Raw genomic sequence first — 26,002 nt, 5'->3', positions numbered from 1 at the left:
GCCCGCTAACTAAGGAAAACCAATGGCCGTACTTGTAGACGAAAATACCCGCGTGATCTGTCAGGGCCTCACCGGCTCCCAGGGGACATTCCACACCGAACAGGCGATTGCCTATGGCACCAAGATGGTCGGCGGCGTGACACCGGGCAAAGGGGGCCAGACCCATCTCGACCTGCCGGTGTTCAACTCGGTGCACGAGGCCAAACATGTGACCGAAGCCAACGCATCGGTGATCTATGTACCGCCCCCCTTTGCTGCCGATTCCATTCTTGAGGCGATCGACGCCGAGATGGAGCTGATCGTCTGCATCACCGAAGGCATCCCTGTTCTGGACATGATGCGCGTGCAGCGTGCGCTGGAAGGCTCCAAATCCCGCCTGATCGGGCCCAACTGCCCCGGCGTGATCACACCTGACGCCTGCAAGATCGGGATCATGCCCGGCCACATTCACAAGCGCGGCTCCTGCGGCGTGGTCTCGCGCTCCGGCACGCTGACCTATGAGGCGGTCAAGCAGACCACCGATCTGGGCTATGGCCAGTCTTCGGCCGTGGGCATCGGCGGCGACCCGATCAAGGGCACCGAACATATCGACGTGCTGGAAATGTTCCTCGCCGATGACGAGACACAATCGATCATCATGATCGGCGAAATCGGCGGCTCTGCCGAAGAAGAAGCGGCGCAGTTCCTCGCCGATGAAAAGAAAAAAGGCCGTTGGAAGCCAACCGCCGGTTTCATCGCGGGCCGCACTGCCCCTCCGGGCCGCCGCATGGGCCACGCCGGTGCGATTGTTGCGGGCGGCAAAGGCGGTGCCGAAGACAAGATCGAAGCAATGATGTCCGCCGGCATCACCGTCGCCGAAAGTCCCGCAACACTGGGCGAAGCGGTGAAAGAAGCCATCGCAAAAGGTTAAACCAAAAATCGCGGGCCGGGCATGTGTCGTCCGGCCTGCGCCTCCTCCTAATAGGCAGCGCCTGCGCCATATTCCGGCCCCAAGACATACGGTCCTAACTCAAACGAGGTATTTCCATGACCGAACAACCCGGCAACGACCAATTCCACGCCTCTTCCTTCCTTGAGGGAGAGAACGGCGAATACCTCGAACAGATGTATGCCCGCTATGCCAATGACCCCAATGCCGTTGATGCGGCGTGGCAGGCGTTTTTCGGGGCGATGGGCGACACCTCCGGTGATGTCACGGCTGAGGCCGCTGGCCCGTCCTGGGCGCGGCCCGATTGGCCCCCCGCCCCCGCAGGTGACGTGATGGGCGCATTGACCGGGGTCTGGCCCGAGGCCGAAGAGGCCGCCGCAGCCGGAGACAAGATCAAATCCAAGGCCGCCGAAAAAGGCGTCAGCATCACCGACGATCAGGTCAAACAGGCTGTGCTGGACAGTATCCGCGCCCTGATGTTGATCCGCGCCTACCGTATTCGCGGCCATCTGGCGGCGGACCTTGACCCGCTTGGCATGCGCGACATGGGCAGCCATCCCGAGCTTGATCCGAAATCCTATGGGTTCTCTGACGCGGATATGGACCGTCCGATCTTCATCGACAACGTGCTTGGCCTCGAAGTTGCGACGATGAAACAGATCGTCGATATCGTGAAACGCACCTATTGCGGCACGTTTGCCCTGCAATACATGCACATCTCCAATCCCGAAGAGGCCGGTTGGCTGAAAGAGCGGATCGAAGGCTACGGCAAAGAGATCGCCTTCACCAAAGAGGGCCGCAAAGCGATCCTGAACAAGCTGGTCGAGGCCGAAGGTTTTGAGAAATTCCTGCATGTGAAATACATGGGCACCAAACGCTTTGGACTGGATGGCGGCGAAAGCCTGATCCCCGCTATGGAGCAGATCATCAAGCGTGGTGGCCAGCTTGGTGTCAAGGAAATCGTGATCGGCATGCCGCACCGGGGCCGCTTGTCGGTGCTGGCCAACGTCATGCAGAAACCCTATCGCGCGATCTTCAACGAATTTCAGGGCGGCAGCTTCAAGCCCGAAGATGTGGATGGCTCCGGCGATGTGAAATACCACCTCGGCGCGTCGTCCGACCGGGATTTTGACGGCAACTCCGTCCACCTCAGTCTGACAGCGAACCCCTCCCACCTGGAGGCGGTGAACCCCGTGGTCATCGGCAAGGTCCGCGCCAAGCAGGACCAATTGAACGATCATGACCGCATCGCCGTGATGCCGATCCTGCTGCACGGGGATGCAGCCTTTGCCGGTCAGGGTGTTGTTGCCGAATGTTTCGCCCTGTCGGGCCTGCGCGGTCACAAGACCGGCGGCACCATGCATATCGTGGTGAACAACCAGATCGGTTTCACCACCGCGCCGCATTTCTCGCGCTCCTCGCCCTATCCCACCGACAACGCGCTGGTGGTTGAGGCGCCGATCTTCCACGTCAACGGTGACGATCCCGAGGCCGTGGTACACGCCGCCAAGGTGGCGACCGAATTCCGCCAGAAGTTCCACAAGGACGTTGTGATCGATCTGATCTGCTACCGCCGCTTTGGTCACAACGAAGGCGACGAGCCGATGTTCACCAACCCGGTGATGTACAAAAAGATCAAGAACCAGAAAACCACGCTCAGCCTCTATTCTGATCGTCTGGTCCGTGACGGTCTTGTGCCTGAAGGCGAGATCGAAGACCTCAAGGCCGATTTCCAGAAACGCATGAACGATGAGTTCGAGGCCGGCAAGGATTTCCGCCCCAACAAGGCCGATTGGCTGGATGGCAAATGGTCCCATCTGGACAAGCAGAAAGACAAATACCAGCGCGGCAAAACCGCGATTGCCAAGAAAACCATGGACGAGGTCGGCAAGGCGCTGACCACGGCACCGGACGGCTTTCCGCTGCACAAGACCGTTGGCCGCTTGCTGGAGGCCAAGGCCAAGATGTTCAAAGAGGGCGAAGGCTTTGACTGGGCCACAGCCGAGGCGCTGGCCTTTGGCTCCCTGCTGACCGAAGGGTACAAAGTGCGCCTCGCCGGTCAGGACAGCACCCGCGGCACCTTCTCGCAGCGCCATTCCGGTCTGGTCAATCAGGAAACCGAGGAACGCTACTACCCGCTCAACAACATCCGCGAGGGTCAGGCCGAATACGAGGTCATCGATTCCATGCTGTCCGAATATGCGGTGCTGGGCTTTGAATATGGCTATTCGCTGGCCGAACCCAACGCGCTGACCCTGTGGGAGGCGCAGTTTGGCGATTTCGCCAATGGTGCGCAGATCATGTTCGATCAGTTCATCAGCTCTGGCGAAAGCAAATGGCTGCGCATGTCCGGTCTCGTCTGCCTGATGCCGCATGGCTATGAAGGGCAAGGGCCGGAACACTCCTCCGCCCGTCTGGAACGGTTCCTGACCATGTGCGGCGGTGACAACTGGATCGTCGCCAATTGCACCACGCCGGCCAACTATTTCCACATCCTGCGCCGCCAGCTGCACCGCAGCTACCGCAAGCCGCTGATGCTCATGACGCCCAAATCGCTGCTGCGACACAAACTCGCGGTCAGCCGCGCCGAAGAGTTCACCACCGGATCATCCTTTCACCGTGTGCTCTGGGACGATGCCCAGCAGGGCAATTCCGACACCAAACTGGTGGCGGACAACAAGATCAAACGGGTCGTGATGTGTTCCGGCAAGGTCTACTTTGACCTGCTTGAGGAGCGCGACGCACGCGGCATTGATGATGTCTATCTGCTGCGCTTTGAACAATTCTATCCCTTCCCCGCCCAATCCGCGGTCAAGGAACTGGAACGGTTCAAACAGGCCGAAATGGTCTGGTGCCAGGAAGAGCCCAAGAACCAGGGCGCCTGGTCCTTCATTGAACCCAACATCGAATGGGTGCTGGGCCGGATCAAGGCCAAGCACACCCGCCCGACATATGCGGGCCGCACCACTGCGGCCTCTCCTGCGACTGGCCTCGCCAGCCAGCACAAAGCACAACAAGCCGCCCTCGTGGACGAGGCGCTGACGATTAAAGGAAACTAAATCATGACTGAAGTACGCGTTCCGACCCTTGGCGAATCCGTGACCGAAGCAACGGTCGCCACCTGGTTCAAGAAACCCGGCGACACGGTTGCCGTTGATGAAATGCTCTGCGAACTGGAAACCGACAAGGTGACCGTCGAAGTGCCCAGCCCCGTGGCAGGCACCCTTGGCGATATTGTCGCCGGTGAAGGCGAAACCGTGGGTGTTGATGCGCTTCTGGCCAATATCACCGAAGGTGATGCCGGATCAGCCGCCGCGCCCAAAGGCAAGGAAGCCGCCGCCGATGCTGGCGCGGCCTCCGCTGCTGCCCGCACCGCCTCTGACGGCGAAGGTGGCGGCGCATCTGTAGATGTGATGGTGCCGACCCTCGGCGAATCCGTGACAGAGGCGACAGTCTCCACCTGGTTCAAAAAGGTCGGTGACACCGTCGCGCAGGATGAAATGCTCTGCGAGCTGGAAACCGACAAGGTCAGCGTTGAGGTGCCCGCCCCCGCCGCAGGCACTTTGACCGAAATCATCGCCGCCGAAGGCAGCACGGTTGAGGCCAATGGCAAGCTGGCGGTCATCGCGTCGGGCGCTGGCGCTGCGGCTTCGGCCAGTGCGTCCACTGCGGCACCGGCCCCTGCGGCCCAACCCGCGGGCGGCACCGGCAAAGACGTCGAAGATGCCCCATCCGCCAAGAAAGCCATGGCCGAAGCGGGCCTGAGCCCCGATCAGGTGCAAGGCTCCGGCCGCGATGGCCGCATCATGAAAGACGACGTGGCCGGCGCCCTGGCCGCAGGCAATTCTGCTGCGGCCTCGGCCCCGGCAGCGGCTGCACCGGCCCGCGCCGCATCCGCCCCGGACGATGCATCGCGCGAAGAACGCGTGCGCATGACCCGTCTGAAACAGACCATGGCCCGCCGTCTCAAGGAGGCGCAGAACACCGCAGCGATCCTGACCACCTTCAACGAGGTCGACATGACCGAGGTGATGGAACTGCGCAACACCTACAAGGCCGACTTTGAGAAAAAGCACGGCGTGCGCATGGGCTTTATGTCCTTCTTCACCAAGGCCTGCTGTCACGCGCTCAAGGAAATCCCTGAGGTCAACGCCGAGATCGACGGCACCGATGTGATCTACAAGAACTACGTGCACATGGGCGTTGCCGCCGGCACGCCGACAGGTCTGGTTGTGCCGGTGATCCGCGATGTTGATACGATGTCTTTTGCAGAGATCGAAAAAGCCATCGGCACCATGGGCAAAAAGGCCCGCGATGGCAAATTGACCATGGCCGACATGACCGGCGGCACCTTCACTATCTCCAACGGCGGCGTCTACGGCTCCTTGATGACCGCACCAATCCTGAACCCGCCACAATCGGGTATCCTCGGAATGGCGAAAATTCAGGACCGTCCGATGGCCATTGGCGGTCAGGTCGTGATCCGTCCGATGATGTATATCTCGCTGTCTTATGACCACCGGATCATCGACGGCAAAGGCGCGGTGACCTTCCTTGTCCGCGTCAAAGAGATGCTCGAAGATCCACGCCGTCTGCTGATGGATCTGTAAGACCCCCGTAGGCCGGGCATCCTGCCCGGCCTGACCTGAGCTGCTAGGGTGATTGGAATTCATGTTGATTGACATTGGGCGAAATTGGACACCGGGATTTCACCGTTTTGCCATGGGCGCAATGGTAATCTATTTTTTCCATGCCAGTAACATAATTCCATTCCATGCTGTTTTCGCAGAGAACCCAAGCGAAACGGGGCTTTCAACCTCGTCTGTGGTTACTCTGATCGCTTTTGTAAGCGGTAGTTCGATTATAGGGCTGTTGGTCGCGCCGCTAGGAACGCTGTCCGCGTTCAATCCTGCTTTCAAAGAAGAAAGGAAGATCGCGCGCGCAATCGCGGTAGGCCAGACCCAAAATCCAATATTAATAGAGTATTGTCGGGATGCGGAAGCGAAGGCAGATCTTGCGAAAGGCTTAGTTGGGTTGGTCACATTTCTAGTGATATCCATCATAGCCATAGTCGCGTTCAGTTGGATTTCAGGAGAGACGAACGATCTTCAACCCGCCCGAGAATCGTTTAGTTGGCTTCCAATTCTCGGTGGTTTCGGTGCATTTCTTTTCGGAAAATGGTTAAGGTACTCTGCGGTTCGGAGCCTACTGGCATTAGACCGCGCACTTGGAATTGACTCGGAGGAAAACAAATGACCGAAACAACCATCCTTGTCGCCTATGGCCTGCTGGTTCTGCTGACGATCCTGTTGCAAGTTCTCGGTTCTCTGCAAACCCTGTCGATGGGCTATCTGATGTCCGCGCGGGATGAGCCGCGCGAGGTGGGGCGCATGACCGCGCGGATCAACCGGGCGCTCAACAATTCGATCACCGCGATGGCGCTGTTTGCCCCTGCGATCCTGCTGCTGGTGGTGCAGGACAAGACCACCCCAACCACCCTGCTGGTTGCGCAACTCTTTCTCGTGGCGCGGATCATTTATCTGCCGGTTTATGCCCTTGGCGTGCCTGCGATCCGCACGTTGGCTTGGTTGGTCGGCTTTGCCGCCACCGCCGTTTTGTATCTTCTGGCGCTTTGAAAGCTGGGCCTGTGCAACCGGCCTGCCGCTTTCCCTGATCCCGCCCCCTGAACTGGATTGATGTCCATGTCCACCGAACTCACTGTTCTGACCCTGGCCGCGCTTTTGCAGGTGGTGCAGTTTTTGCTATATGCGGTGCCTGCCAACCGCGAGATCGGGCCGGGCTATACCACATCACCCCGCGACCGACCGCCAAGCCGCCCGATGTCGGACCAAACCGCGCGACTGGGCCGTGCCTTTGACAACCATTTTCAAGGGCTGATCCTGTTTACCATCGCTGTGGGCGTCATCGAAATGTCAGGCCAGAACAGCGCATTTACCGGTCTGTGCGCATGGATCTATCTGGCGGCACGGGTGGCCTATATCCCCGCCTATGCCAAGGGGCTGCGCCCCGGACGCTCTGCCATCTGGTGCGCCGGATTTCTGGCCACCACACTGATGCTGCTGGCGGCGCTTGTATGACCCGCCGCCGCCCCGCATCCAGCCGCCCTTGCCCGCGCCCCCTGCGGCGCCTAACCTGCTGCAAGGCAGGCCCGTCCATAGACCCCAATTCAGACACGTCCCAAACACCCAAGGAGACCCCCAATGTCCAGCTATGATGTCATCGTGATCGGCGCAGGCCCCGGCGGCTATGTGGCCGCCATCCGCTGTGCCCAGCTTGGCCTGAAGACCGCCGTTGTCGAAGGGCGCGAAACCCTTGGCGGCACCTGCCTGAACGTGGGCTGTATCCCGTCCAAGGCGCTGCTGCATGCCTCTCATATGCTGCATGAGGCGGAACATAACTTTGCCGAGATGGGCCTGAAGGGCAAAAGCCCTTCCGTCGATTGGAAGCAGATGCTGACCTACAAGCAAAACACCATCGACACCAATACCAAGGGCATCGAATTCCTGTTCAAGAAGAACAAGATCGACTGGCTCAAGGGCTGGGGATCGGTGCCTGAGGCGGGCAAGGTGAAAGTCGGCGATGAAATCCATGAAGCCAAGAGCATCATCATCGCATCCGGCTCCGAACCATCGGCGCTGCCGGGTGTTGAGGTGGACGAAAAGGTGGTCGTGACCTCCACCGGGGCGCTGACCCTGAACAAGGTGCCCAAGAAACTGGTGGTGATTGGCGCAGGCGTGATCGGGCTGGAGCTGGGCAGCGTCTATGCCCGCCTTGGCGCCGAAGTGACCGTGGTGGAGTTCCTCGACGCAATCACCCCCGGCATGGATCCGGAGGTGCAGAAAACCTTCCAGCGCACCCTCAAGAAACAGGGCATGAAATTTGTCATGGGCGCCGCGGTACAAAAAACCGAAGCGACCAAGACCAAAGCCAAGGTGCATTACAAGCTGCGGAAGGATGACAGCGAACATGTTCTGGATGCCGACACTGTGCTGGTCGCAACGGGGCGCAAACCCTATGTCGAAGGGCTGGGCCTTGAAGCGCTGAATATCGAGATGACCAAGCGCGGCCAGATCGCGGTGAACGGCACATGGCAGACCTCGGTGCCGGGCGTCTATGCCATTGGCGATGTGATCGAAGGCCCGATGCTGGCCCACAAAGCCGAAGACGAAGGCATGGCCGTCGCCGAGGTGATCGCGGGCAAACATGGCCACGTCAATTATGGCGTGATCCCCGGTGTGATCTACACCGCCCCCGAGGTTGCCAACGTTGGCGAAACAGAAGCGACCCTCAAAGAGGCAGGCCGCGCCTATAAGGTTGGCAAATTCAGCTTTATGGGCAATGCCCGCGCCAAGGCAAACTTTGCCGGGGACGGTTTTGTCAAAATCCTCGCGGACAAGGAAACCGACCGTATTCTGGGCGCCCATATCATTGGCCCTGCGGCTGGCGAATTGATCCACGAGATTTGTGTGGCGATGGAGTTTGGCGCATCCGCGCAGGATCTGGCCCTGACCTGCCACGCGCATCCGACCTATTCCGAAGCCGTGCGCGAGGCCGCACTGGCCTGCGGCGATGGTCCGATCCATATGTGAGCGATTTTCCAAGGCAGGCTTTCCCTGCCTTGGAGCCCCCCTTGGTTGCATGGCCACCGTACGCTGGCCTCACCATTCCTTCACCCTGCCCGCCTACAACCCACCCCGTCGCGACATCGCTGCGGGCTGACATTCCGTGGCACATTCGGAATAGGAGGTCTGCCAAACAGGCAGGCCACACTGAACCGTTCAGGGTGCAGGGTGACACCTGTCTCACAGCTCCGATCCGGCGGCGCCGCCATTTCTAAACGGCCCCACAGATCCAGTTAACATGATGGAACAAACCGCACCGGCCCTGCCTGTGCGGCGATTTGGCATGGCTATTCTGCAGGGATATTGGACGTTTGCGGTGCCGCCGCCTGCGATTGCCCGCCCTTACGGCGCAGGCGCCGCCGCACCACCCGATAGGCATCCCGGCAAGGCACCCAATACAGGCGGGCGCAGGAGGTAAATTCACCCTTGTCCTCTTTGCCAATCCCGAACTTCACGTCGCGATTGTCCTCAGGCATGTGGTAAGTGCCAAAGATCACGTCCCAGATCGGCAACATGAAGGCAAAGTTCCTGTCGATGTGGTCAGGGTGGCAGCTGTGATGCACATGGTGGTGCGCCGGTGAGGGAAAGATCATCGACAGTTTGCCCGGCCATTTCAGCCAGATATGCGAATGCCGCAAGTTATACCCCGCCACATTGAACAACAGGTGCATCGCGGGCACCCCAAGCAGGCTCGGCAGGCTGGGAGTGAAGCCATAGATCAATGTCGCCAGACCCAGGATCGCCCCGTACCCAAACCCGTTCAAAGTGATGTAAAACAGGTTATCGACAGGGTGCTCTCGGTAGTTTGACACCGGATGCATCACCTCGGCACTGTGATGCACCTTGTGGAACTGCCACAGGAACACAGACTTATGCTGGAGGTAATGCGCCACATAGCCGATCAGATCAGCCACAATCACCGCAACAACCATAAAGCCCAGCGATTGCCCCAGTTCGGTCAACGGCGGGGTGATGTTATCGAGCGCCTTGGCCATGACCTGATCGGTGCCGGTGATGTATTTATAAGGCAGAACCGTGAACCAGGTGCCGAGCCCCAGAATAAGGAAATGCCCAAAGATGCGATGGAAGAAGAAATACCGCAGATCAAGCCAGGCCGACGGATGTTGCCAAACATGTTTGGGAAAGAGAAAGCGCAGAAATCCGCCCTCGGTCTGTGCGCCCCGCCGCCGCGCCAGCATATAGATCACAAACGCGATCACCACCGAACATGCCAGATACAGCACAAAAATGCGCTGCTGCGAGTCGAACGGAAACATCACGATGTCCATGGCATGCGCAATGAAGCGGTCTAAAAGGTCAATTCCTGTTTGCATTTTCTTGTCTTTCCCACTGCCTACGGCAGTTTTAATCGGGAAAAGTGTCGAAAATCAGTCAAAGTCCGAAAAATAATGTGCCGGTCACGTCACCAGTCACCACATGGTGTCTTTGGCCCGCGCACCCCATGCGTTGTCATAGGGCGCACCGCCCTCTTCTCCGCTGGTCATCTCGGCCAGAATTTCGCCCACAGTCGGCAAGCCGGTGCTTTCGTCCGCGCCTGCCCAGGTGCCCGCCCGCATCAGGGCGCGGGCGCATTGGGTGTAGACCTCCGCAATCTGGATCACGATCACGGTGGCAGGCAGGCGGCCCTTCTTTTCAAAGCGCCCCCGCAGGCCTGCGTCATCGGTCAGATAAGCGGTGCCATTAACCCGCACCACGTTGTTGGAGCCCGGCACAACAAACATCAGCGACACGCGGCCATCCGTCACGATATTGCGCAGTGAATCCAATCGGTTATTGCCACGCCAATCGGGCATGGCCAGCGTGAATTCATCCAGTTCCGTCACCACCGGACCATCGTCGCCGCGCGGACTGCCATCGGTGCCGTTGTCGCCGACTGTGCTGAGAACACACAGTTTTGAGGCCATGATCCACTTGCGATAAAGCGGCGTCAGCCGGTCCGCGACCTTGCGCAACGACGGTGCGCCTGCCTGCCCATACAGCGCCTCAAGCGCCGCGATACTCGTGATCTTATGCATCGGGCCTTCTCCAGCCTGCCTCAAGCAACAACTCTTCGGAGGCCCGCTCAACCCGGGTTTCCAGCTCGGCCATAAAGGCCTCCTTGGTCAGGCCCGCCTCAATCGGCGTCAGAAATTCCACCACCGCAACACCGGGACGTCGATAAAGCCCCCGGCGCGGCCAGAAGTAACCGGCATTGGTGGCCACCGGCACGCAGGGCTGGCCCAACTGGCCATAAAGCACGGCAGTGCCGACCTTATAGGGGATATGCGCCCCCGGCGCGACACGGGTGCCTTGGGAATAGATCACCAGTTGTCCGCCTTCCATGCGGCCCGCGTTCACATCCTCGATCATCTTGGCGATGGCCTTGCCGCGTTTGCCACGGTCTACGGCGATCATCTCCATCCGCTTGGTGTACTGGCCAATCACCGGGGTCCAGTGGATCTCGCGCTTCATGATGAATTTGGCCCGTGGCAGCGCGTGAAATATCATGATGATGTCAAGAAACGACTGGTGCTTGGCCGCCACCAGAACTTCGCCCTGCGGGACGTTGCCGCGCACCTCGCAACGCAGCCCGATCAGCCAGCGGGCCGACCACATCGCATAGGCCGCATAGGTTTTGCAGGCTTTGTAAGCCCCCGCCTTGGAGAACATCGCCCAGGGCGCAAAGGCCAGCCCGATGATCGGCATCGCGATGGTAACCTGAATGATATAGATGATCGAACGCACCCATTGCAGCATTATGCCAACTCCCTCAATGTTCGCCGTGCGGCAGCGCCGGTTGCGGCAAAGGCCACGGCCCCGGCCAAAACCGGGATGAGCAGCGGAAAGACCCAGTGAACGCCCTGATAGCCAAGCCCCGTCAGGAACCCCGGCGTGTCAGAGGCATCGGGCATCAGAACCATCGCAATCAGCCCAAGCGCGGTGCCCACCGCCGCGCCGGACAGCGCCCGCAGGGTAAAGCGGCGAATGAAAGCCTGTGCGATGTAATCGTCTGTCGCCCCGACAAGACGCAGCACCGCGATCACCTGTGCATTGGCGGCCAGTGCGGCCTGCGCGGCAAGGGTGATCATCGCCGCAACCGCCGCCGCGATCAGCAGGGTTGAGATCCAGCCCAGCATCCGCAGCCGCCCCGCCGCGTCAATCAGCGGCTTGCGCCAACGGCTGTGGTCATCCAGCACCGCACCGGGCACTTCGGCGGCCAAGCGCAGGCGCAGTCCGGCGGCATCCATGCCCTCATCGTTTTCAATCACTTCGATCAGGCGCGGCACCGGCAATGTGTCCAGCGCCAGATCGGGGCCAAACCACGGCTCCAACAGCGCTTGTTGATCTGCATCCGTGAGGGCGCGCGCACTTGCCACGCCTTTGGTGGTTTCCAGAATGCGCAGGGCGGCATCGGTCTGGAGCTGCCGTTGGTCCAGCGGCGCAACAATGCGCAGGGTCGCGGATCGGGCCAGTTCATCGCCCCAACGGTCGGCCAAGCGCCCTGCCGCTAGGGACAGCGCCAGCGCAAAGACGGCCAGAAAGGCCATCGCCGCTGCGGCAAAGAGGGTCAGCTGCGCGGTAAAGCCCGAAGGCGGCACAACCCGGTCCGCTTGCCTGTCGCCGGCGATGAACCCGCGCAGATACTTCATGTTGGCGATCATAGGTCCGCCCCCGCCAGTTGCACGCGGCGGTTGGCAATGCGCAGCACCCGCGCCTGCACATGCGCCTTGGTGGCGCGGATCAGGCTCAGATCATGGGTGGCAATCAAGACCGTCTTGCCCATCTTGTTGAGCTCGATCAACAGCCGCAGCAGGCGTTGCGACATTTCCCAGTCGATGTTGCCCGTGGGTTCGTCCGCCAGCACCACATCCGGCGACATGATCACCGCGCGGGCCAATGCGGCACGCTGGCGTTCCCCGCCCGACAATTCCGGCGGCAGGGCCGATGCGCGGTTGGTCAGGCCCACCCAGGACAACAGTTCTTCGAGATCGCCATTGGCCGCCTCCGCATGCCGTCCCGACACAGTCAGGGGCAGGCAGACATTTTCCGAAACGCCCAGATGGTCCAGGAATTTGACGTCCTGATGCACCACACCGACACGTCGGCGTATAAGGGCAATATCGTCCCGATCCAAACCGCGCACATCAGCGCCGAACAGCCGCACATTGCCCGCTGTCGGCAGCAAGGCACCATAACACAGCTTCATCAATGTGGTTTTGCCAGCCCCCGACGGGCCGGTCAGAAAATGAAAGGAACCTGGCGCCAGCTTGAGCGATATGTCGGATAACAATTCGCCGCCGCCATAGCTGTAGGCCACGTTTTCGAGCTCGATCACGAAAATACCCCGTTATAATTGACCTGTTGTGCCTCAGCATCGCTTGGGTTTCAATGCACCACTTCGGGCCAAACCGACCCAGATTGCACTTTTCCTGTGGGAATCTTGGACATATGGTGCAGGTGTTATACCAAATCCGGTTTGAGTAATGTTGCAGGAAACAAAATGAGGCTGACCTGTCCGAATTGCGACGCGCAGTATGAGGTGCCGGATGAAGTCATCCCGGTGGCCGGGCGCGATGTGCAATGTTCCAATTGTGGTCAGACCTGGTTTCAGCATCACCCCGACCATGCCCCCGCTGATGAGGATGAAACCGATCTCGGGCTCGGGGACAACGCCCCCGACGAGGACGAAGAGGTTTCGCCCCCTCCACCGCCACCGCCCCCAGTAGAGGAGCCGCAGCGCCGACAGCTTGATCCGGCCGTGGCCGACATTCTGCGCCAGGAGGCCGAGGCCGAACATGCGGCCCGCAAGGCGCGGCAGGCACAGTCCCTCGAAACCCAGCCCGATCTTGGGTTGGATACCGCAGAGGATCACCCGCCGCACAGCTATGACGACGATGATGCCCCCGCCGCAGCACAGGACCAGCGTGCGCTTGAGGCCAAGCGCCGGATGGCGCGGATGCGCGGCGAGGCAGAACCAGTGTCCGAAGCCGCGGCCAATGCCGCCGCCTTGTCCTCGCGGCGCGAATTGTTGCCCGACATCGACGAAATCAATTCCACCCTGCGCAGTGACAGTGACCGCAGTGCCGGTAGCCGCGATGCCAACGGCAGCCATGCACCGCAAGAGGTGAAGAAACGCAAACGCGGGTTCCGCCGTGGATTTTCGCTGATGATCCTGATCGTGTCCGTGATGGCACTGGTCTATGTCTTTGCGCCGCAGATTGCACAGCAGGTGCCACAAGCCGATCCTTACCTGTCGTCCTATGTGACCTGGGTGGACGGCCTACGGACGATGCTGGATGTTCAATTGCAACGCTTGCTGACATGGCTCGACACAATGGCGAGCCAGTCGGCCTCCTGATCTTCTGTTTCGGCGTTAGAAACGCTCCAACAGCCGGTTGAGATAGTCACGCTCCAGTTCGGGGCGCTCTGTCTCGCCGGAGCGGCGGCGGATTTCATCCAGCAAACGGCGGGCGCGGTCCGCACCATCCGGCCCCTGCGCCAGCGGTCCATCGGAACTGTTGGCGCCGTTGCCGGCCTGTTCGCGGCCCAGCGGATCTCTGTTATCGGCGCGGCGGTCCGATTCCGTTGCGCCCTGGCCGGGTTGCTGGTTTTGCTCGTTCTGGGCCATTGCCTCACCCAGTGATCGCATGCTTTCGCGCAGCGCTTCCATGGCTTGCGCCTGATTGTCGATGGCCTCGGCCAGATCGCCATCGCGCAGCGCCTCTTCGGCCTGATCCATCGCACGGCCCGCACGGTCCAGCGCCTCGCGGGCGGCCTCGCCCTCTTCGGTGCCGCCACCGGGCAGTCGGCCCTGCTGGCGGCGCAACTCATCGCGCAGCGCCTGCTGGCGTTCGGCCAGACTGCGTTCGCCGTTGCCATCACCCTCGCGCGGGGCGCCCTCTTCGCCGCCCTCGCCATTCTGGCCCTGCTGCTGGCCTTCGCCCTGACCGCGCCCGCCCTGGCCTTCATGGCTCTGGCCGCGGCCCTGCCCGCCATTGCGGCCTTCGTTGCCATCGCTTTCACCCGCCTGAGCGCCGGGATTGTACTGTTCCTGCAAATCGCGGAACGCCTGATCGCTGAGCCCTTGCTGTTCGCGCAGCGTATCAGCCAGCCCTTCCATGGCCTGTTCACCGGGGGTCTGGCCTTGCTGGCCCTGCTGCCCTTCGGTGACACGCATGTTCTCCATCAGTTCCTGCAACTCTTTGAGGGCTTCGGCAGCTTCGGCCATACGGCCTTCCTCCATCAGCTCCTGAATGCGGTCCATCATGGCTTGCAGGTCGTCTTGGGTCATCTGCATGCCCTCGCCCTGCTGCTGCTGTTGCCCTTCCTGACCGTTCTGCTCTTGCTCCTGCGCCTGTTGGCGCTGCAATTGCTGCAGATAATCTTCGGTCGCGCGGCGCAGCTCGTCCATCAACTCGGCGATTTCTTCGTCAGAGGCGCCGTTTTTCATCGCCTCGTTCAACCGGTCCTGCGCCCGCCGCATCCGGTCCAGCGCATCGGCCAAAACGCCCTCCTCCAGCTCAAGCGCCAAGCCCCAGAGATCCTCGGCAATCTCGCTTTGCACCTCGTCCGACAGACCATAGCTGGCATGCACCTCCAACTGCCGGACCACCCGGCGGAGCCGCAATGCAGAGACCTCGGTGCGGAACACGTCATTGGGTCGGTAGGACACCGCCCGCAGCACCTGCGCAATGCGCGGTCCGTTGGATTTCGACCACAGCAGATCACGCCGCATCTCGATCACCGCTGCCGCTGCCGGGGCAAAGAACCGCCGCCCGGGCAGGATCATGTCCTGTGGCACGGTTTGTCCCGATTGCTCGGCCGCGTCCAGAACGCTGAGAGTCATCTTGACGGGCAGATTGGCCCAGGGGTGCTTGGAAAAGTTGTCGATCAGGTTTTCTTCGAACTGCGCCCGATTGCCGGAAATGGGCGTTGGCAAGGGCACGATCATCTCGGGGCGCGGGTCGGGATTGGCCGCCAGACCATAGCGCCGGTCCACAGCGGCCAGATCAAGGACAATGCGCGCCTCGCCCGCCTCGACGCTATAATCATCCTGCGCGGCAAAAGGCAAACGCATCTCGCCCAGTGCCGACACTTGCGGATCGCCGATCACCTCCACCTCCGGTGCGCTGTCTGGGCGCATAGCCACTTGCCAACTGCGCCCGCCGGGGCCGTCGATGACAATCTCGCCCTCCTGCAAAACCGTGAAATCCTGTGCAACTTGCGTTGCGACGTCTTGTTGTGGTCCGTCAGGGGCCAAGCGGCCCGAGACCGTTTCGGCAACCTGCAATGCCCCCACATCGCCGTAAAGGCGCAATGTGATCAGCGTGCCCATCGGCAATTCCAGCGCCCCGGCGTCCAGATCATTGAGGTAGAGCGTCGGCTTGCCGGTATAGCGCGGCGGCTCTGCCCAGCCTTCCCAGACCGGGCCACCCGCCAGATCACCCCCGCCCGGCGCCATATCCGCAACCGACGCGACCCGCAGGAACGAGCCGAACACCAGTGCCACCACAAATGCCAGAAGCGCGGCATAGCGCAGCGCATATGGATCACGCGATGCGATCCGCAGGTCCGCTGGCACGGGTTTGGCCGCTTCGGTGCGGGCCGCCATCCGGGCCTTGTGTGCCCGCCACAGCGCCATCGCCGCATCGTCCTGTGTACCGATGGCCGCATCATCCAGCATCGCCTGAATGGGCCGGCCCGGCAGGCTTTGATCCAGCCGTGCCATGGCATCTGCCGCAGTCGGGAAGCGCAGCCCCCAGACCCCGCGCAGCAAAGCTCCAAGCCCCGCAACCACCAGTGCGGCGCCAACGCCCCAAACCAGTTCCACAGGTGCAATGTCGTGCAATCCCAGCATCAACGCGGCCAGACCCAGCAGAACAATGCTGATCAGTGGCCAGAACCGGCGCAGCAAAACCTCTGCCACCATCCCCGCCCGTGTCAGGCGCAAGGGCCAGCGCAGACGCGCCAGCGCCCGGCGTTGTTCATTGGGGGTGAATGTGGCCATGACAAACCTTTCCAAAAGGCCGTGTCAGCAAGATGCCGTCAAAGCCATTCAGGGATGGTATCGCGATTTATCATTTCGTCAAAGGTCGGCCGTGCGCGGATAACCGCGAATTGATCGCCATGGACCAGAACTTCGGGGATCATGGGGCGCGAATTGTATTCGCTGGCCATCACCGCGCCGTAGGCACCGGCACTGCGGAAGGCGACAAGATCCCCCGCCTCCAGGGGCGGCATCAATCTTTGTTTGGCAAATGTGTCGCCAGATTCGCAAACCGGCCCGACAATATCAATCGGCTGCGGCTCAATCCCGACAGCAGGTTCAATAACCGGCACGATGTCGTGATAGGCTTCGTACATCGCCGGGCGGATCAGATCGTTCATCGCCCCGTCAATGATCAGAAAATCGCGGCCTTCGCCGGATTTCACATAGATCACCTCGCTGACCATCAGCCCCGCGTTGCCGGCAATCAAACGCCCAGGCTCGATCTCGATCTCGCAGCCCAGATGGCCCAGCACCCGCTTGACCATCGCGCCATAGTCGGACGGCAAAGGCGGATCGGCATTGCTGCGTTCATAAGGAATGCCAAGGCCGCCGCCCAGATCCAGCCGCCGGATGGTGTGGCCATCTTCCCGCAAGGCCTCGGTCAGTTCCGCAACCTTCAGATAGGCCTGTTCATAAGGCGCAAGTTCGGTCAGCTGGCTGCCGATATGGACGTCTATGCCGACAATTTCCAACCCCGGCAGGGCGGCGGCCATGGCGTAGACCGCGCGCGCGCGGGCAATCGGAATGCCGAACTTGTTCTCGGATTTGCCGGTGGCAATCTTGGCATGGGTTTTGGCGTCCACATCGGGGTTGACCCGGATTGTGATCGGGGCGGTGACGCCCAACTCTTCTGCAACGGTGCTCAGCACAGCCATCTCCGGCTCGCTTTCCACGTTGAACTGGCGAATGCCCCCCGTGAGGGCCAGCTTGATCTCCTCGCGGGTCTTGCCGACGCCGGAGAACACGATCTTGTCGCCCGGTACGCCCGCGGCCCGCGCGCGGCGGTATTCACCGCCTGACACCACATCCATGCCCGCCCCGGCCTGCGCCAGGGTCTTAAGAACCGCCTGATTGGAATTGGCCTTCATCGCATAGCAGACCAGATGCTCCGTCCCTTCCAGCGCCTCGTCAAACAGACGGAAATGCCGCTGCAACGTTGCTGTTGAATAGACATAAAAGGGGGTGCCGACCGCCGCTGCGATCTCTGAGATAGGCACATCTTCCGCGTAAAGCGTGCCGTCACGATAAAGAAAGTGATCCATGTTCTTTCTGGCCCTAAATATTCCCGCCGGAGGCTCCCCGGCTATTTGATGGGTGCTGACCGCAGAAACAGATAAAGCGGCAGACCACAGCTTACTCCAATACAGAAGGTTGCGGGAATGGCAATCAGCGCGGTCCAGTTTCGCCGCACGGCGACTTCGGCGATGATCCAGACCGTCAGGGCGATGGCGGCTATGGTCAGATCCCACACCAGCCCGCTGCTGGCGGCATTGGCGTGCCAGGCGTCAATCATCGCCGCGAGGTCAAAACCGTTCTGCCCGAACCAGCGCAGGAAGTAATACATCGGATGCACCGCACCCCAGACCGCCAAGGCCAGATAGATGAGGCGCAGCATGGACATCTCAGAAGGTCTTGACCACACCGACGTTCACATGGCCGCTCACATGAATGCCCGGTGTCGTGTTTGTCGGTTTTTGGCGGGTGTCGGCATATCCGGCCCGGTCATCCTTGGGATCAGGCGGACCGCAGGCGACCAGCAAGGTCAGCATGCCCACAAGGGCGGTATGGCGGATCATGTCATCCGCCCCGATGGGGCAGGCAGGCTGATGGGTTCGACACCGGCCAGCGATGCAAATACCGTGCCACCAGCATTCGGGTTTGTCATATTGGAGGCAGGCCGGACCGGTTCACCATCCGCGCCGCAGCTTGCAAGCGCGGTCAGTGCCAACAGTCCGATGAGCCGTTTCATGACAGGATGTCCTTCCAGCGTTTGATCTGCATCCGCACCTGCGCGGGCGCGGTGCCACCATAAGACATACGCGAGTTCACCGAATTTTCCACACCCAGCACATCAAAAACATCTGCGCTGATCTGCTCATGGACGCTTTGCATCTGCTCCAGCGTCAGATCCGGCAGGTCGCAGCCCTGGCTTTCGGCCATGGCGACCAGCGATCCGGTGATGTGGTGCGCATCGCGGAATGGCAGACCCAGCACCCGCACCAGCCAGTCGGCCAGATCGGTTGCAGTAGAGAAGCCGCTGCCCGCGGCGGCGGCGAGGTTTTCGCGCTGGCCATTCATGTCGCGCACCATGCCTTCCATCGCGGCCAATGCCAGCATCAGGTTGTCAGCGGCGTCAAACACCTGTTCCTTGTCTTCCTGCATGTCCTTGGAATAGGTCAGCGGCAGCCCCTTCATCACCATCATCAGCGCGGTGTTCGCACCAAAGATCCGGCCCACCTTGGCGCGGATCAGTTCCGCCGCATCGGGGTTCTTTTTCTGCGGCATGATCGAGGATCCGGTCGAGAACCGGTCCGACAGTGCCACAAAGCGGAACTGCGCAGAGGACCAGATCACCAGCTCTTCGGCAAAACGGCTCAGGTGCATGGCGCAGATGCTGGCACATGACAGGAATTCCAGCGCAAAGTCGCGATCGCTCACCGCGTCCAGCGAATTGGCCGAGGGCCGGTCAAAGCCAAGCGCCTGCGCGGTCATCTCACGGTCGATGGGAAAGGAGGTGCCCGCCAGCGCCGCCGCGCCCAGCGGGCTTTCGTTCATCCGCGCACGGGCATCGCGCACGCGGCTCAGGTCACGGCCAAACATCTCGACATAGGCCATCATGTGATGGCCCCATGTCACCGGCTGTGCGGTTTGCAGATGGGTGAATCCGGGCATCACCCAATCGGCGCCCGCCTCGGCCTGGCCCAACAGCGCATCGATCAGGGCCAGCAGCCCGCCCTCAAAGGCATCAAACTGGTCACGGGTCCAAAGCTTGAAATCAGTCGCCACCTGATCATTGCGGCTGCGCCCGGTGTGCAGACGGCCCGCAGGTTCGCCGATCACCTCCTTGAGACGTGCCTCGACATTCATGTGGATGTCTTCCAGCGCCGTTGAAAACTCAAAACGGCCTTCTTCGATTTCTGACAAGATCGTGAGCAAGCCTTCCCGAATGGCTTCGGCATCGCTATCACTCAGAATGCCTGTGGCGGCCAACATGGCGGCATGGGCACGCGATCCGGCAATGTCCTGCGCCGCCATCCGCTTGTCAAACCCGATCGAGGCGTTGATCGCCTCCATGATCGCGTCCGGACCAGCGGCAAAGCGGCCGCCCCACATCTTGTTCGATTTCGTGTCAGTCATTGATAAACCCTCGGAGGGACAGATGAAAAAATTCGCGCTGGCTGTCATGTATACGGCCCTTATGGCAGGTGCAAATGTTGCCTTCGCCGCTGGCCCCGACATTGTCCCTTTGCGGGAGGGCGACATGAAAAAGCTGGTGGTTCATGACGCGCCCAAGGCGACCTCTGGCGCGGCCTTCGATCTGGAGGACGGCGGCGGCAAAGCCACGCTTGAGGATTACCGCGGCAAGTATATCCTGTTGAACTTCTGGGCCACATGGTGCGCCCCATGCCGCAAGGAAATGCCGCAGATCAATGCGCTGCAAAAAGAATTTGGCGGTGAGCATTTCGAGGTGCTGACCATCGCGGCGGGCCGCAATTCTCCCGAAGGTATCAAACGGTTTTTCAAAGAGGCCGGCGTGGATGCCTTGCCCCGGCACCAAGATCCGAAACAGGCGCTGGCCAGCCAGATGGCGGTGTTTGGCCTGCCGATTACCGTGATTTTGGACCCTGAGGGCCGCGAAATTGCACGTCTGCGCGGCGATGCCACCTGGGACAGCGACAGTGCCAAGGCGATCATCAAGGCGCTGATCGACAGCGCTGCGAGCAGCTAAGGGCGGCGGAAATTTTCAAAATTTCCGGTCCGAATTTTTGAAAAATTCGTCTCTGGTCAGGCCGCGTGGTTCAGGATTGCCGCCTCGGACCCTGACAGATGCCGACGGGCAAAGCTACCATAGGTATGCGGATCAAACTCCAACGACGGATGCGTCGCCAAAAGCCGCGCCCGGTCGCTGTCGTCAAGGGCATTCAGGGAGGCAGAGGCCGGATGGAAGCTTTCGGTTTCCACCCCATTGGCCCACATCACCTGATGCCGGTCCAGCAGCAAATGGATATAGGTCACTTCGCGCATTTTCAGGTCGACACTGATCGAGGTGCCATTGATCAGATCCTTGGCGGCGACCAGCACTTCGGGTGTATTGAACAGATCCTGCGCCACGGCACCTTTGATCAGGATGCGATGCTCCGGTGACACAACAAGATCTTCGTCTGGGATACCGGCCCCCAGAAGCCCTGCGGAAATCCGCACCGGGCGCAGCTTTGGCATGGCAAACAGCCGGGCGCCGGACATGCGGCGGCTGCCGATCCAGCGGATCTGCTGGGCACCGTTGTCCTTGGTCTGGACCGCGTCGCCCTCTTGCAGGTCTTCGATCCGGGTCAGGCCACCCGGCGTGCGGATCATCGTGCCGGGGGTGAAACAGATCACACCGCCATCACCTGAGGCGGCATCACCTGTGGGCGCTGCGCTGAGCGTGTGATGCACGATCCAAAGCTCGCAATCACGCGGCGGAATTTCATCAAGAAACATCAACAAAGGCTGGCTGCCGCGGCCCACCTCGATCAGGGTCACGGTATAGCTTTTGCCGCCATCAGTGATGACAAAGCTGTTGTCCATCAATGGGGGTTCATTGCCGTCCCGTTCCGGCTTGCGGATCTGGGATGGCTCACGGTCAAGGGCCGCGCCCACAAGGCGGTGCACCATCCGTGCCGCGCGTTTCCGGAGATTTTCTGCCCCGTCTGCCTGGTCCAGCCGCAAAACATCGCTTGGCCCATCCACCCGGATGGCGTCCCCGCGCCATGCCCATGCGGCCCCCACTGTCAGGGATTGCACCGGCGCGGCCTCAAGGCCGTCAATTTCTGTTTGCGACCAGCTTATGACAAACGTGCCTCGAAAGCCCGTTCTCATTGCTGTCCACCTGCCTCAGTCTTTTTATTAAGGAAAAGTTAACAGATTCAACGCGCTCTGGGAAGTGGGAAATTTCGGGACGTCGCTCAACCGACGCGAGTCGGCGCCCCGGCATGTGCAGTACAGCATAAGAGCGCCTGATTTTCGGGCCATTGGCCCCTCTCTTGCTTGCAAAACATTGGTAAAATGTTAACGTAAATCGGCATTTCTTGAGGACTTATCCATGGCCGAAACGCCCAAATCACTGCCTGAACGGCGCATCGTATCCTCCCGCCACTTGGCCGAAGGTGAGGGCTGGGAAGCCTCCGAACTCGAATATGGGATGATTATTGCCTATAACGCCTTCACCCGCTGGATGTCGCGCTGCATGGCGGCGGCGGGCAATGCGGACCTCACGCCACTGGAAATCCTGGTGCTGCACAACACCAACCATCGGGGCCGGGAAAAGCGGCTGACCGATATCTGTTTCCTGTTGAACATCGAAGACACCCATACGGTCAACTATGCGCTGCGCAAGCTGCTGAAATCGGATTTGGTGGAGGCGGACAAACGCGGCAAGGAAGTGTTTTACCGCACCTCGAAGGCGGGCAGTGACTTGTGCGAGGCCTACCGCACCATTCGTCAAACCTGCCTTCTTGAAGGGCTTGGGCGCATGGACACCAGCGGCGAGGAATTGCGCCAGGTCGCGGCCAGTCTGCGGGCGATGTCGGGGCAATTTGATCAAGCCAGCCGCGCGGCGGCCTCGCTTTGAAGATGGGGCAATAGGACGCTTAAATCAAAAGCCTGCGTCCGCCGCCGACACCCGGGGCCTTGCCCCGGACCCCAGAGGTTTAAGGGCCAAATGAAGAAAAAGGCGCTCTTGTCTTCATTTGGCTAAAAAACCTCCGGGGGGAGCGCCGCGCAGCGGCGGTGGGGGCTGGCCCCCTTATGCGGTGCGTTTGAGAGGGGCGGTTTCCATCAGTTGTCCCATCACCCGCGCGGTGTCGTTCATGCGGTTGGAGAAGCCCCATTCGTTGTCATACCAGCTGACCACGCGGACCATGCCGCCCTCTGTGACCTTGGTCTGGGCGGCGGCAAAGCAGGAGGAATGGCTGTCGTGGTTGAAATCAACCGAGACCAGCGGATCGTCCTCGAAAGACAGCACGCCCGCCAAAGGCCCTTGGGCGGCAGCGGCAACGGCGGCGTTGATCTCTTCTGCCGTGACCTTGCGTTTTGGCACAAAGCTGAGATCGACCAGCGAAACATTGGCCGTGGGCACCCGCACGGCGGAGCCTTCGAGGCGGCCTTCCAGCGCCGGCAGCACCAGTGAGATCGCCGCGGCGGCGCCAGTGGAGGTGGGCACCATCGACAGTGAGGCCGCGCGGCCCCGATACGGGTCGCGGTGCGCGGTGTCGTGGCTGGGCTGATCGCCGGTGAAGGAATGGATCGTGGTCATGTAGCCGGTTTCAATGCCGCAAAGATCATCCAGAACCATCGCCAGTGGCGCGAGGCAGTTGGTTGTGCAGGAGGCGTTTGAGACAATCACATCGTCAAAGGTCAATTCCTCATGGTTGACCCCATAGACCACGGTGCGGTCCACCTCTTTGCCCGGAGCCGAGATCAGCACCCGTTTGCTGCCGTTCTCAAGATGTTTGGCGGCGGCGTCACGCTGGGTGAAGAGGCCCGTGCATTCATAAGCGATATCTACGTCAGACCAGGGCAGATTGGCCGGATCACGTTCGGCGGTCAGGCGGACGCTGTAGGGACCGACATGCAGCATGTCCCCATCGAGCCGGGCATCTGCCTGCAAACGGCCATGGACGGAATCGTATTTCAGCAGGTGCAGCAAGGTTTCCGGCGCGGCCAGATCGTTGATGGCAACAACCTCAATCCCGTCGGTGCCATTTTCCAGCAGCGCCCGCAGCACACAGCGGCCGATGCGGCCAAACCCATTGATCGCAATTTTCGTTGTCATAATACCACCTCATGGCCGGATTTTTCGATTTGGCTCACTGTTAGCGCTATCATAGATCTTTTTCAACTGTTATTCGGGCTGCGCATCGGGATGGTACTATGAGGAGATTGAAAGATTGTGTTTGGCGGTGATGGATTTGCGGGCTCTGACGCGCTAGGCAATGCGGGCAAATTAGGTGGGTAGAATGACAGAACAGCAAGACACCGTATTGATTGCCGTGGATGGCGGTGGCACCGGTTGCCGGGCCGCGGCGGGCACCTTGCACCGGGGAGTCCTCGGCGAAGCAGCGGGCGGTCCGGGCAATGTTGGCACAAATTTCAAAGCGGCCACGGGCAATATCCGCAATGCCATTGACGCGGCCTTGGTTGAGGCTGGGCTGGAAACCACGCCGGCATCTGAAATCTGTGTTTTTATGGGGCTTGCAGGGGCCAATTTTCCCGACGAGATGGCCCGGGTCGCGGCAGAGTTTGACTTTGGCGCCGTTCATGTGACCAGCGACCGCGACACCGCTGTTGTCGGCGCGTTGGAGGATGCCGACGGGTTTGTTGTCACCCTTGGCACCGGCACCATCGTGGCCCGGCAGAAGGACCGCCAGATCAAGACCGTGAACGGCTGGGGTTTTCATCTTGCCGATCAGGCCTCGGGATCGTGGCTGGGACATCAATTGCTGCGCAAGGTGATGTTGGGCGAGGACGGGATGATTGCACAAAGCCCTCTTGGCACGCAGGTCTTGGCCGAGATCGGCGGGGCGGCAAAGGCGATGACCTTTAGTGCCGCTGCCGCGCCGGGCGATTATGCCGCTTTGGCACGGCAGGTGATCCCTGCGGCCCAAGCCGGAGATGAGATCGGTCTGGCTCTGATGCAAGAGGGCGCAGCGTTTATCGTATCGGCGCTGGGCGTGTTGGGGTTCGCCCCCGGCGACCGGCTTTGCCTCAGTGGCGGCGTGGGGCCGCATTACGCGCCCTATCTGCCAGAACCATTTACCCGCCATCTGACGCCGCCTGCGGGCAATGCCTTGCAAGGGGCGTTTACTCTGGCAGGCCGGGCGGCGACGGCTGGTTGATCATGAATGGGCGCTGTGGCGGCGGCGGACGCTGACGGGCCGGCCCGGCAGATCAAGTCGGGCGTCGTTGCGCGACTGGCGCGAGATCACCTTTCCCTTGGCAATCACGCACAGGCGGTCCGGTCTGAGGCGCAGCGCCTCAATCGGGTTGCCCGCATCCAGCACCACCATGGAGGCCTTGGCCCCGACCCGCAGGCCGTAATCGTCCAGCCCCATGATCCGGGCATTCACATTGGTGACCATGTCAAAGCAGCGGCGCATCTCTTCGGGGCTGGTCATCTGGGCCACATGAAGGCCCATGAAGGCCACATCCAGCATGTCGCCGGTGCCCATGGAATACCACGGGTCCATCACGCAGTCCTGGCCCCAGCCAACGTCGATGCCCATGGCCTGCATTTCCTTGACCCGCGTCAGCCCGCGCCGTTTGGGATAGGTGTCATGCCGCCCCTGCAGCACGATGTTGATCAGCGGATTGGGGATCGCTGCGACCTCCGCCTCAGCCATCAGGGGCAGCAGTTTCGAGACATAGTAGTTGTCCATGGAATGCATGGAGGTGAGGTGCGATCCGGCCACCCTGCCCTGCAGGCCCAGCCGCTGGGTTTCATAGGCCAGCGTTTCGATGTGGCGCGAATGCGGATCGTCGGTTTCATCGCAATGCATATCCACCATCAGCCCGCGTTCAGCCGCGATCTCGCACAGGGCGGTGACGGAGCGGGCGCCGTCCGCCATGGTGCGTTCAAAATGCGGGATGCCACCGACCACATCCACCCCCATATCGAGGGCGCGGATGGTGTTTTGCAATGCAGTTGGGTCGCGGTAGAGGCCGTCCTGCGGGAAGGCGACCAATTGCAGGTCGATGTAATCGGCCACCTCTTTGCGGACCTCCAGCAACGCCTCGACCCCGATCAGGCTGTCGTGGCAGGTGTCCACATGGCTGCGGATGCACAACAGGCCAAGCGAGGCGGCCCAGTCGCAGTATTCCAGCGCGCGGGCTTTGATCACCTCCGGCTGCATGACCTGTTTCAGCTCGCCCCAGAGGCCGATCCCTTCGAGCAGGGTGCCGGAGGCGTTGATGCGCGGGATGCCGTAGCTGAGGGTGGCGTCCATGTGGAAATGCGGATCGACAAAGGGCGGGCTGACCAGATCGCCGGTTGCGTCGATGACTTCGCCTGCTTCGGCCGAGGAAAGGTCTTCGATGGCAGCGATTGCGCCGCCGGTGATGCCGATGTCGGCAGTGCGGCCATCCGGCAGGGTGCCGCCTTTGAGGATCAGGTCAAACATGAAG

The 26,002-nt window shown here is 60.9% G+C and carries 25 protein-coding genes; 11 read left to right on the top strand and 14 right to left on the bottom strand.

Annotated elements, in window-relative coordinates; genetic code table 11:
- The first annotated feature begins 22 nt into the window (after window positions 1–22).
- The 7 genes from sucD (at window position 23) to lpdA (ending at window position 8,538) form a co-directional block, all read left to right on the top strand.
- Window positions 23–910 (top strand): succinate--CoA ligase subunit alpha, encoded by an 888-nt coding sequence (gene sucD / locus JNX03_RS18015; protein WP_120503548.1) that lies wholly within the window; start codon window positions 23–25, stop codon window positions 908–910.
- 116 nt (window positions 911–1,026) lie between these two features.
- Window positions 1,027–3,987 carry a 2-oxoglutarate dehydrogenase E1 component gene (locus tag JNX03_RS18010; RefSeq protein WP_203210367.1) on the top strand — a complete coding sequence of 987 codons (2,961 nt, stop codon included), beginning with the start codon at window positions 1,027–1,029 and terminating at the stop codon, window positions 3,985–3,987.
- Window positions 3,988–5,538, top strand: a complete 1,551-nt coding sequence (gene odhB / locus JNX03_RS18005) for a 2-oxoglutarate dehydrogenase complex dihydrolipoyllysine-residue succinyltransferase (protein WP_203212287.1) — start codon at window positions 3,988–3,990, stop codon at window positions 5,536–5,538.
- Between the two features lie 61 nt (window positions 5,539–5,599).
- Window positions 5,600–6,184 (top strand): hypothetical protein, encoded by a 585-nt coding sequence (locus JNX03_RS18000; RefSeq protein WP_203210366.1) that lies wholly within the window; start codon window positions 5,600–5,602, stop codon window positions 6,182–6,184.
- Window positions 6,181–6,564, top strand: coding sequence for an MAPEG family protein (locus tag JNX03_RS17995; RefSeq protein ID WP_203210365.1), 384 nt, complete (start codon window positions 6,181–6,183; stop codon window positions 6,562–6,564). The genes JNX03_RS18000 and JNX03_RS17995 overlap by 4 nt, the downstream gene beginning before the upstream one ends.
- Before the next feature lie 66 nt (window positions 6,565–6,630).
- On the top strand, window positions 6,631–7,026 hold the full coding sequence (locus tag JNX03_RS17990; RefSeq protein ID WP_203210364.1) for an MAPEG family protein: 396 nt from the start codon (window positions 6,631–6,633) through the stop codon (window positions 7,024–7,026).
- Between the two features lie 123 nt (window positions 7,027–7,149).
- Window positions 7,150–8,538 carry a dihydrolipoyl dehydrogenase gene (gene lpdA / locus JNX03_RS17985; RefSeq protein WP_203210363.1) on the top strand — a complete coding sequence of 463 codons (1,389 nt, stop codon included), beginning with the start codon at window positions 7,150–7,152 and terminating at the stop codon, window positions 8,536–8,538.
- A 320-nt stretch (window positions 8,539–8,858) separates the two neighbouring features.
- Here lpdA and JNX03_RS17980 read toward each other — a convergent pair whose 3' ends face one another.
- From JNX03_RS17980 to JNX03_RS17960, 5 genes are all read right to left on the bottom strand, one after another.
- Window positions 8,859–9,848 carry a sterol desaturase family protein gene (locus JNX03_RS17980; protein WP_203210362.1) on the bottom strand — a complete coding sequence of 330 codons (990 nt, stop codon included), beginning with the start codon at window positions 9,846–9,848 and terminating at the stop codon, window positions 8,859–8,861.
- Between the two features lie 153 nt (window positions 9,849–10,001).
- The gene (locus JNX03_RS17975; protein ID WP_203210361.1) at window positions 10,002–10,607 is read right to left on the bottom strand and encodes a pyridoxamine 5'-phosphate oxidase family protein; all 606 of its coding nucleotides are present in this window, start codon (window positions 10,605–10,607) and stop codon (window positions 10,002–10,004) included.
- Window positions 10,600–11,328: a lysophospholipid acyltransferase family protein gene (locus JNX03_RS17970; protein ID WP_203210360.1), complete on the bottom strand. Its 729-nt coding sequence runs from the start codon at window positions 11,326–11,328 to the stop codon at window positions 10,600–10,602. Before JNX03_RS17970 ends, JNX03_RS17975 begins: the two co-directional genes overlap by 8 nt.
- On the bottom strand, window positions 11,328–12,221 hold the full coding sequence (locus tag JNX03_RS17965; RefSeq protein WP_203210359.1) for a cell division protein FtsX: 894 nt from the start codon (window positions 12,219–12,221) through the stop codon (window positions 11,328–11,330). Before JNX03_RS17965 ends, JNX03_RS17970 begins: the two co-directional genes overlap by 1 nt.
- Before the next feature lie 8 nt (window positions 12,222–12,229).
- A complete protein-coding gene (locus tag JNX03_RS17960; RefSeq protein WP_203210358.1) occupies window positions 12,230–12,907 on the bottom strand; it encodes a cell division ATP-binding protein FtsE in 678 nt (225 codons plus the stop codon).
- 165 nt (window positions 12,908–13,072) lie between these two features.
- On the opposite strand from JNX03_RS17960, the gene JNX03_RS17955 reads away from it, so the two are divergent.
- Window positions 13,073–13,930 carry a zinc-ribbon domain-containing protein gene (locus JNX03_RS17955; RefSeq protein ID WP_203210357.1) on the top strand — a complete coding sequence of 286 codons (858 nt, stop codon included), beginning with the start codon at window positions 13,073–13,075 and terminating at the stop codon, window positions 13,928–13,930.
- 15 nt (window positions 13,931–13,945) lie between these two features.
- Here JNX03_RS17955 and JNX03_RS17950 read toward each other — a convergent pair whose 3' ends face one another.
- The 6 genes from JNX03_RS17950 to argH are packed head-to-tail and all read right to left on the bottom strand — an operon-like array spanning window position 13,946 to window position 19,978.
- Complete coding sequence (locus tag JNX03_RS17950) at window positions 13,946–16,579, bottom strand: TIGR02302 family protein (protein WP_203210356.1); 2,634 nt, start codon at window positions 16,577–16,579, stop codon at window positions 13,946–13,948.
- Between the two features lie 38 nt (window positions 16,580–16,617).
- Window positions 16,618–17,883 carry a diaminopimelate decarboxylase gene (gene lysA, locus JNX03_RS17945; protein WP_203210355.1) on the bottom strand — a complete coding sequence of 422 codons (1,266 nt, stop codon included), beginning with the start codon at window positions 17,881–17,883 and terminating at the stop codon, window positions 16,618–16,620.
- Window positions 17,884–17,924: 41 nt separating this feature from the next.
- On the bottom strand, window positions 17,925–18,242 hold the full coding sequence (locus JNX03_RS17940; RefSeq protein WP_203210354.1) for a DUF2834 domain-containing protein: 318 nt from the start codon (window positions 18,240–18,242) through the stop codon (window positions 17,925–17,927).
- 1 nt (window position 18,243) lies between these two features.
- Window positions 18,244–18,417, bottom strand: a complete 174-nt coding sequence (locus JNX03_RS17935) for a hypothetical protein (protein WP_203210353.1) — start codon at window positions 18,415–18,417, stop codon at window positions 18,244–18,246.
- Window positions 18,414–18,590 (bottom strand): hypothetical protein, encoded by a 177-nt coding sequence (locus JNX03_RS17930; protein ID WP_203210352.1) that lies wholly within the window; start codon window positions 18,588–18,590, stop codon window positions 18,414–18,416. Before JNX03_RS17930 ends, JNX03_RS17935 begins: the two co-directional genes overlap by 4 nt.
- Window positions 18,587–19,978: an argininosuccinate lyase gene (argH, locus tag JNX03_RS17925; RefSeq protein ID WP_203210351.1), complete on the bottom strand. Its 1,392-nt coding sequence runs from the start codon at window positions 19,976–19,978 to the stop codon at window positions 18,587–18,589. Before argH ends, JNX03_RS17930 begins: the two co-directional genes overlap by 4 nt.
- A 22-nt stretch (window positions 19,979–20,000) precedes the next feature.
- On the opposite strand from argH, the gene JNX03_RS17920 reads away from it, so the two are divergent.
- Window positions 20,001–20,570, top strand: a complete 570-nt coding sequence (locus JNX03_RS17920) for a TlpA family protein disulfide reductase (protein WP_203210350.1) — start codon at window positions 20,001–20,003, stop codon at window positions 20,568–20,570.
- Window positions 20,571–20,626: 56 nt separating this feature from the next.
- On the opposite strand, the gene JNX03_RS17915 is transcribed toward JNX03_RS17920, so the two are convergent.
- Window positions 20,627–21,700, bottom strand: a complete 1,074-nt coding sequence (locus JNX03_RS17915) for a Hint domain-containing protein (RefSeq protein WP_203210349.1) — start codon at window positions 21,698–21,700, stop codon at window positions 20,627–20,629.
- 223 nt (window positions 21,701–21,923) lie between these two features.
- Between JNX03_RS17915 and JNX03_RS17910 the strand changes: the two genes are divergently transcribed.
- Window positions 21,924–22,451 (top strand): winged helix DNA-binding protein, encoded by a 528-nt coding sequence (locus tag JNX03_RS17910; protein ID WP_203210348.1) that lies wholly within the window; start codon window positions 21,924–21,926, stop codon window positions 22,449–22,451.
- Between the two features lie 174 nt (window positions 22,452–22,625).
- On the opposite strand, the gene gap is transcribed toward JNX03_RS17910, so the two are convergent.
- Entirely contained in the window at window positions 22,626–23,654 is a 1,029-nt protein-coding gene (gene gap, locus JNX03_RS17905; protein ID WP_203210347.1) for a type I glyceraldehyde-3-phosphate dehydrogenase, read from the bottom strand.
- Between the two features lie 184 nt (window positions 23,655–23,838).
- Between gap and JNX03_RS17900 the strand changes: the two genes are divergently transcribed.
- Window positions 23,839–24,717, top strand: a complete 879-nt coding sequence (locus JNX03_RS17900; protein WP_203210346.1) for a BadF/BadG/BcrA/BcrD ATPase family protein — start codon at window positions 23,839–23,841, stop codon at window positions 24,715–24,717.
- Here JNX03_RS17900 and JNX03_RS17895 read toward each other — a convergent pair whose 3' ends face one another.
- On the bottom strand, window positions 24,718–25,998 hold the full coding sequence (locus tag JNX03_RS17895; protein WP_203210345.1) for an amidohydrolase family protein: 1,281 nt from the start codon (window positions 25,996–25,998) through the stop codon (window positions 24,718–24,720).
- Window positions 25,999–26,002: the final 4 nt, after the last annotated feature.

It is taken from the genome of Sulfitobacter mediterraneus (assembly GCF_016801775.1).
Classification (GTDB): Bacteria; Pseudomonadota; Alphaproteobacteria; order Rhodobacterales; family Rhodobacteraceae; genus Sulfitobacter; species Sulfitobacter mediterraneus_A.
Note: the sequence above shows the minus strand (reverse complement) of the source record. Positions and strands in the feature narration are given on the sequence as shown.

Coding starts and splice junctions, on each gene's coding strand:
- JNX03_RS17930 (WP_203210352.1), bottom strand. CDS start 18,590: ATGAAACGGCTCATCGGACTGTTGGCACTGACCGCGCTTGCAAGCTGC.
- JNX03_RS17950 (WP_203210356.1), bottom strand. CDS start 16,579: ATGGCCACATTCACCCCCAATGAACAACGCCGGGCGCTGGCGCGTCTG.
- JNX03_RS17955 (WP_203210357.1), top strand. CDS start 13,073: ATGAGGCTGACCTGTCCGAATTGCGACGCGCAGTATGAGGTGCCGGAT.
- JNX03_RS17995 (WP_203210365.1), top strand. CDS start 6,181: ATGACCGAAACAACCATCCTTGTCGCCTATGGCCTGCTGGTTCTGCTG.
- JNX03_RS17920 (WP_203210350.1), top strand. CDS start 20,001: ATGAAAAAATTCGCGCTGGCTGTCATGTATACGGCCCTTATGGCAGGT.
- lpdA (WP_203210363.1), top strand. CDS start 7,150: ATGTCCAGCTATGATGTCATCGTGATCGGCGCAGGCCCCGGCGGCTAT.
- JNX03_RS17940 (WP_203210354.1), bottom strand. CDS start 18,242: ATGTCCATGCTGCGCCTCATCTATCTGGCCTTGGCGGTCTGGGGTGCG.
- JNX03_RS17990 (WP_203210364.1), top strand. CDS start 6,631: ATGTCCACCGAACTCACTGTTCTGACCCTGGCCGCGCTTTTGCAGGTG.
- JNX03_RS17910 (WP_203210348.1), top strand. CDS start 21,924: ATGGCCGAAACGCCCAAATCACTGCCTGAACGGCGCATCGTATCCTCC.
- JNX03_RS17915 (WP_203210349.1), bottom strand. CDS start 21,700: ATGAGAACGGGCTTTCGAGGCACGTTTGTCATAAGCTGGTCGCAAACA.
- JNX03_RS18010 (WP_203210367.1), top strand. CDS start 1,027: ATGACCGAACAACCCGGCAACGACCAATTCCACGCCTCTTCCTTCCTT.
- JNX03_RS17980 (WP_203210362.1), bottom strand. CDS start 9,848: ATGTTTCCGTTCGACTCGCAGCAGCGCATTTTTGTGCTGTATCTGGCA.
- JNX03_RS17970 (WP_203210360.1), bottom strand. CDS start 11,328: ATGCTGCAATGGGTGCGTTCGATCATCTATATCATTCAGGTTACCATC.
- gap (WP_203210347.1), bottom strand. CDS start 23,654: ATGACAACGAAAATTGCGATCAATGGGTTTGGCCGCATCGGCCGCTGT.
- JNX03_RS17935 (WP_203210353.1), bottom strand. CDS start 18,417: ATGATCCGCCATACCGCCCTTGTGGGCATGCTGACCTTGCTGGTCGCC.
- JNX03_RS17895 (WP_203210345.1), bottom strand. CDS start 25,998: ATGTTTGACCTGATCCTCAAAGGCGGCACCCTGCCGGATGGCCGCACT.
- argH (WP_203210351.1), bottom strand. CDS start 19,978: ATGACTGACACGAAATCGAACAAGATGTGGGGCGGCCGCTTTGCCGCT.
- JNX03_RS17900 (WP_203210346.1), top strand. CDS start 23,839: ATGACAGAACAGCAAGACACCGTATTGATTGCCGTGGATGGCGGTGGC.
- JNX03_RS17975 (WP_203210361.1), bottom strand. CDS start 10,607: ATGCATAAGATCACGAGTATCGCGGCGCTTGAGGCGCTGTATGGGCAG.
- JNX03_RS17965 (WP_203210359.1), bottom strand. CDS start 12,221: ATGAAGTATCTGCGCGGGTTCATCGCCGGCGACAGGCAAGCGGACCGG.
- sucD (WP_120503548.1), top strand. CDS start 23: ATGGCCGTACTTGTAGACGAAAATACCCGCGTGATCTGTCAGGGCCTC.
- lysA (WP_203210355.1), bottom strand. CDS start 17,883: ATGGATCACTTTCTTTATCGTGACGGCACGCTTTACGCGGAAGATGTG.
- JNX03_RS18000 (WP_203210366.1), top strand. CDS start 5,600: ATGTTGATTGACATTGGGCGAAATTGGACACCGGGATTTCACCGTTTT.